At 64.7% G+C, this 4870-nt stretch carries 4 protein-coding genes and 1 pseudogene; 3 read left to right on the top strand and 2 right to left on the bottom strand.

Annotated features, from left to right (window positions below):
• Window positions 1–21: 21 nt before the first annotated feature.
• A pseudogene (locus tag ENZ75_RS21050) lies at window positions 22–600 on the top strand (phosphatidylserine decarboxylase); the annotation flags it as partial.
• A gap of 75 nt (window positions 601–675) precedes the next feature.
• On the top strand, window positions 676–1422 hold the full coding sequence (locus ENZ75_RS21045) for a phosphatidylcholine/phosphatidylserine synthase (RefSeq protein ID WP_224621703.1): 747 nt from the start codon (window positions 676–678) through the stop codon (window positions 1420–1422).
• Between the two features lie 27 nt (window positions 1423–1449).
• Here the strand turns inward: ENZ75_RS21045 and ENZ75_RS21040 are convergent, their stop codons facing one another.
• Window positions 1450–3672 carry an AMP-binding protein gene (locus ENZ75_RS21040; protein WP_128278287.1) on the bottom strand — a complete coding sequence of 741 codons (2223 nt, stop codon included), beginning with the start codon at window positions 3670–3672 and terminating at the stop codon, window positions 1450–1452.
• A gap of 123 nt (window positions 3673–3795) precedes the next feature.
• A complete protein-coding gene (locus tag ENZ75_RS21035; RefSeq protein WP_013532540.1) occupies window positions 3796–4203 on the bottom strand; it encodes a 4-oxalocrotonate tautomerase family protein in 408 nt (135 codons plus the stop codon).
• A gap of 113 nt (window positions 4204–4316) precedes the next feature.
• On the opposite strand from ENZ75_RS21035, the gene ENZ75_RS21030 reads away from it, so the two are divergent.
• A partial coding sequence (locus ENZ75_RS21030; protein WP_128278286.1) for a LysR substrate-binding domain-containing protein occupies window positions 4317–4870 on the top strand: 554 nt, incomplete at its 3' end.

Raw genomic sequence — 4870 nt, 5'->3', positions numbered from 1 at the left:
ATGCAGGGATAGCCTTCGCGATGGATCGGTCTGATCCTGACGGCCTGGTGCGTTTATTTCTTCCGCGATCCCGAGCGCGTCACGCCGGTCGACGACCGCTTGGTGGTCAGCCCCGCCGACGGCATCATCTCGGCGGTCGGGCCGGCCGTGCCGCCGCGCGAACTCGGCCTCGGCAATGTCGAGATGACCCGCATCTCGGTGTTCATGAATGTCTTTTCCTGTCACGTGAACCGCGCCCCGGTACGCGGTCGTATCGTCAGGATCGAACACCGGCCCGGAAAATTCCTCAACGCCGAACTCGACAAGGCCAGCACCGAGAACGAGCGCAACGGCCTGGTCATCGAAAGCCCCAACGGCACGATCGCCGCCGTCCAGATCGCCGGCCTGGTGGCGCGGCGGATCGTCTGTTGGGCCGAGGCGGGCGGCTCGATCGGCACCGGCGAGCGTTTCGGCTTGATCCGCTTCGGCTCGCGCGTCGATGTCTTCCTGCCCTTGACCGCCACGCCGCGCGTTGCCGTCGGCCAGACAGCGGTCGGCGGCGAAACCGTGCTGGCCGAATTCGGCGGTGTCGCCGGCACACCCCTCGTGCGGATTTCCTGAGCCGTGGGCACGCAGTATAAGAAGTTCGAGGCCCATGCCAGCGGCGGTCCGCGCATCCGCGAGATCCCGATGCGCATGGTGCTGCCCAACCTCGTCACCGTGCTTGCCATCTGCGCCGGTCTGTCGGGCATCCGCTTCGGCTTCGAAGGCCGCTTCGAGCCGGCCGTGGTGATGGTGCTGCTGGCCGCTTTCCTCGACGGCATTGATGGCCGCTTGGCGCGGATGCTGAAGGCAACCTCCAAATTCGGCGCCCAGATGGATTCGCTGGCCGACATCGTCAATTTCGGCGTCGCCCCGGCTTTGGTGCTTTATGCCTTCCTGCTCGACCGTGCCGGCTCGCCGGGCTGGATTGCGGCCTTGCTGTTCGCCATCGCCTGCGGGCTAAGGCTCGCCCGCTTCAACGTGCTCGACGACGAGAAGGCCGACCGCCCGATATGGCAGTCCGAATATTTCGTCGGCGTGCCGGCGCCGGCTGGTGCTGTGCTGGTGATGCTGCCGCTCTATCTCTATTTCCTGCGCACAGGGCTGGAGCCCAGTCGTCCAGCGGCCTTCGTCGCCACCGGCTTTACCATACTGGTCGCCTTCCTGCTGGTCAGCCGGCTGCCGGTCTATTCCGGCAAGAGCCTGAAAATCCCGGGCGACAGGGTGTTGCCGATCATCCTGGGTGTCGTGCTCTACGTACTGCTGCTGATGACCTACCCCTGGTACACGCTGACCGCTTCGGTTGCCGGCTACCTGATCTTCCTGCCGTTCAGTGTGCGCGCCTATTCGAAACGCGCCAAGCTGGAGGGCGAGAAGGTACCGCCTTCGGATATAGGTTAGAAGGTCGGCGGAAGTGCTTGATCCGACTCAGGCCGCGACGCCGAGCCCCAGCCTGTCGATCGCCAGCTTTCGGGTCGAGACATAGTCGGTCTTGCCCGAACCCAGCACCGGGATTTCCTCGACCTTGACGATGTCGTTGGGCACCATCAGTTCGGCGGCGCCCGCTTGTTTGCCGAATCTGCGCAACTCGTCGGGATTGGCGTCGTCGGCGGTGGTGACCAGCACAATGCGCTCGCCGCGCCTCTTGTCCGGCACCGCTACCACCGCATGGCGTTCTTCCGGCCACAACGACTGCACCAGCATCTCGACAGCACCCAGCGACACCATCTCGCCGGCGATCTTGGCGAAGCGCTTGGCGCGGCCGCGAATGGTGATGAAGCCTTCGCGGTCGACAGCGACGATGTCGCCGGTGTCGTGCCAGCCCGTCAGCGGCTGCAATTCACCGGGGCGGTCCGATGTCATATAGCCCATCATCAGGTTCGGTCCGTCGAGCCACAATTGGCCGGCATCGGAAATGCCTTCGATCGGCTCAAGCTTCATGCGCATGGCCGGCAGCAGCCGCCCGACGGTACCGTCGCGGCCATGGATTGCCGTGTTGACGGCAACCACCGGCGCCGCCTCTGTCAGCCCGAACCCTTCGATGATCTCGGCCTGGAAGCGTTCGCGATAGACGCGGCGGGTTTCCGGCTTCACCGCCTCGGCGCCGGCAACGACGAAGCGCAGGCTGGAAAAATCGCCGTCCTTGGCGGTACGCGCATAGTTGGCGAGGAACGTGTCGGTGCCGAACATAATGGTCGGTTTCCCCTTGCGCGCAACCTCGGGGATGATCTTGTAGTGCAGCGGCGAGGGGTAGAGGAACAGTTTTACCCCGGTGACCAGCGGCAGGATGGTGCCGCCCGTCAGGCCGAACGAATGGAACACCGGCAGCACGTTGAGCAGGATGTCGGCGGGCGAGATGGTGATGCGCGCCTCAGCCTGCATGGCGTTGGCGTAAAGGTTCTTGTGCGACAGCACGACTGCCTTCGGCGTGCCTTCCGAGCCCGAGGTGAACAGGATCACCGCCGGCTTGGCCGCGTCCTGTCGCTGCAGCGGCCAGCGCCACAGCAAGGCGGCGGCAAGCTTGTCCAGCGCGGTGACGCTCTCCCGCACATCCTCGAGCCAGAGAAGCCGGGCGCCGCCCTTTTCGACCGCCGCGACGATATCGGCAAGGTCGGCCTTCTCGACGAACGCGCGGGACGAAATCACGGTCCTTATCACCGCCGTGCGCACGGCCGCGGTGACGCTCGCCGGCCCGGCCGTGTAGTTGATCATCGCCGCCACCCGGCCGGCCGACAGAAGGCCGGTGAGCGACAGCACGACGCCATTGGCATTGGGCAGCATCACGCCGACTGCCTCGCCCGGAGCCGTTACCGCCTCGAAGCGCCTGCCCAGGACGCGGGCGCCGATGAACAGCTTGCGGTAGCTCAGCGCGCCGGAGATCACGTCCTCGATGATGATATGCGAAGCGCCGACGCGGTCGGCGGCATCGCGCATGGCCAGGAACAGGCCACGATCGAGGTTGGTGCCGAAGAGCCGCGCCTCGGCGACACGGTCGAACAGCGCGTTGGTGTTCGAGGCCTGCTCGGGGTTGCGCGCCACCAACTCAGTGATGGTCATCGGCTCCAGCACGCTGATCGACAGTTGCGGAAACCAGTGTCGTGGCGCCTTGTCCCCAGGCGTCAACGACACCGGCAGGCTGCGCGCGCCGCCGACGAAGATCGGCACGATCTTGGCATCGGCCTGCATGGCGATGCGGGTGACGGCACGAAACAACCGAAACGTCTTGACGTCGGGCTCGACTGCATCCGGCAGATAGACAGCGAGCCGGCCCTTGCCCTTCAGCACCCGCACCAGCCGGCGGCTGACGAAGACATGTTCGGCGTTGAAGGCGATGGTACGGCCAAGCTCGCGCCAAGGTTCGAGCCACGGCGAGCGCGCCGAGACCTCATCGAGAATATGCAGCGTGTCTTCCGGCAGCAGCGACAGCATCAGCGCCGGCTCGAAGCGCGATTGATGAGAGATGACGTAGATGACTGGGGCCTGCGCCTTGCGGGCGATCCTGATGCGGCTGTCTCCGATCCGGTAGGCAAGCTTGAACGGGACATAGAGCAGCGCCTGGGTGAAGCGTAGGCCGAGGCGGAATTTTTCCGCCACGCCAATCAGGAGCCAGGCCAGAACAAGACCCGCAAGCAGCGCCAGTGTCAGGATCATGCCGCGTCTCTCCCAACGTTTTTAGCATCTCGGCTCTTTGCGGCCGTGTCGGCCAGAACCTAGACGATGTGGGAGCAAGGTCAATGCGGAGCTTTTGCTTCCCTTGGTGCGGGAAGCTGCTTCTCACGCCGCCTGCAGCCGTCCACTGATGAAACGAAATTCCTGCGTCTTGCCGCCATAGCCGTAAGCGGCTGCCGGCACTTCATGCACGAAGGCGTAGCTCTCCTCGTGCACGCCGCCCAGCAGACGGCCGAAGGCTGCGAAGATCGCCTTCAGATAGGCCTCCAGCTCAAGCTTGGTGTTGGTGCCGTCGACCACCTTGATATCAAGCCAGAACGTGTTGGTGCCGTGCTCGGCCAGCGACTTGCCGCCGGCGAACCAGTGCTGCGGATCGACATAGGACACGGCAACTGCCGTGATCGTCGGGTCCTTGCGCAGCTGCGTCGCGGTGATTTCTGTGGCCTCCTTTGCGATGCGAGCGGAAAGCGCCGCGTCAGGTTTGCCGGTGACGCTGATGTTGATGATAGGCATTCTTCTTCTCCTTGGCTTGAGCGGCGTCCGATCGCCGTTGAAACAACCATGCCACCACCTTTTAGGCAAAAAAATCGAATTGTTTTTAAATGATACTTCGATAGTATCGAAGTATGGAAACGCTCGATCCCGATCTGCTCCGAACCTTCCTTGCTTTCGTCGACAGCGGCTCGCTGGCCCAGGCGGCTGCAAGCATCGGCCGTTCGCCCTCGGCGGTGACCGCCCAGATGCAGCGGCTGGAGGAAGTCGTCGGTGAGCCGCTGCTGGCGCCGCAGGGGCGGGGACGTGGTTTGACGCCGGCGGGTGAGGATCTCGTCGGCCACGCCAAGCGCATTCTTGCCGTCCATCGCGAGGCTTGGCTGGCGCTGAAGGGCGCCCGCGCTGCCGGGCGCGTTGCCATCGGCACGACGCAGGATTTTGCCGACAGCGGCCTGCCGGATCTGCTGCGTGCTTTCGCCGGCAGCCATCCGCGCGTCAGGATCGAACTGCGGGTCGGCCGTTCCGCCGAGTTGGCGCAGGCGCTGCAGTCTGGCGGCCTCGATCTGGCGATCGTCATGCGCCAGACGGCAGCGGCGGACGAAGTCGGCGTGCTGCGCGAGCCGATGATATGGCTATGCTCACAAAAGGGGCTGGCCACGCGGCAGGAGGAACTGCCGCTGGCGCTGCT

The organism is Mesorhizobium sp. M7A.F.Ca.CA.002.04.1.1 (genome assembly GCF_004022805.1).
Classification (GTDB): Bacteria; Pseudomonadota; Alphaproteobacteria; order Rhizobiales; family Rhizobiaceae; genus Mesorhizobium; species Mesorhizobium ciceri.
The sequence above is the reverse complement of the archived record's forward strand: the minus strand, read 5'-3'. Positions and strand labels throughout refer to the sequence as shown.

What these genes read in the sequence shown, in the direction of transcription:
- ENZ75_RS21035 (WP_013532540.1), bottom strand. Translation starts at nt 4,203, where the DNA reads ATGCCTATCATCAACATCAGCGTCACCGGCAAACCTGACGCGGCGCTT.
- ENZ75_RS21040 (WP_128278287.1), bottom strand. Translation starts at nt 3,672, where the DNA reads ATGATCCTGACACTGGCGCTGCTTGCGGGTCTTGTTCTGGCCTGGCTC.
- ENZ75_RS21045 (WP_224621703.1), top strand. Translation starts at nt 676, where the DNA reads ATGGTGCTGCCCAACCTCGTCACCGTGCTTGCCATCTGCGCCGGTCTG.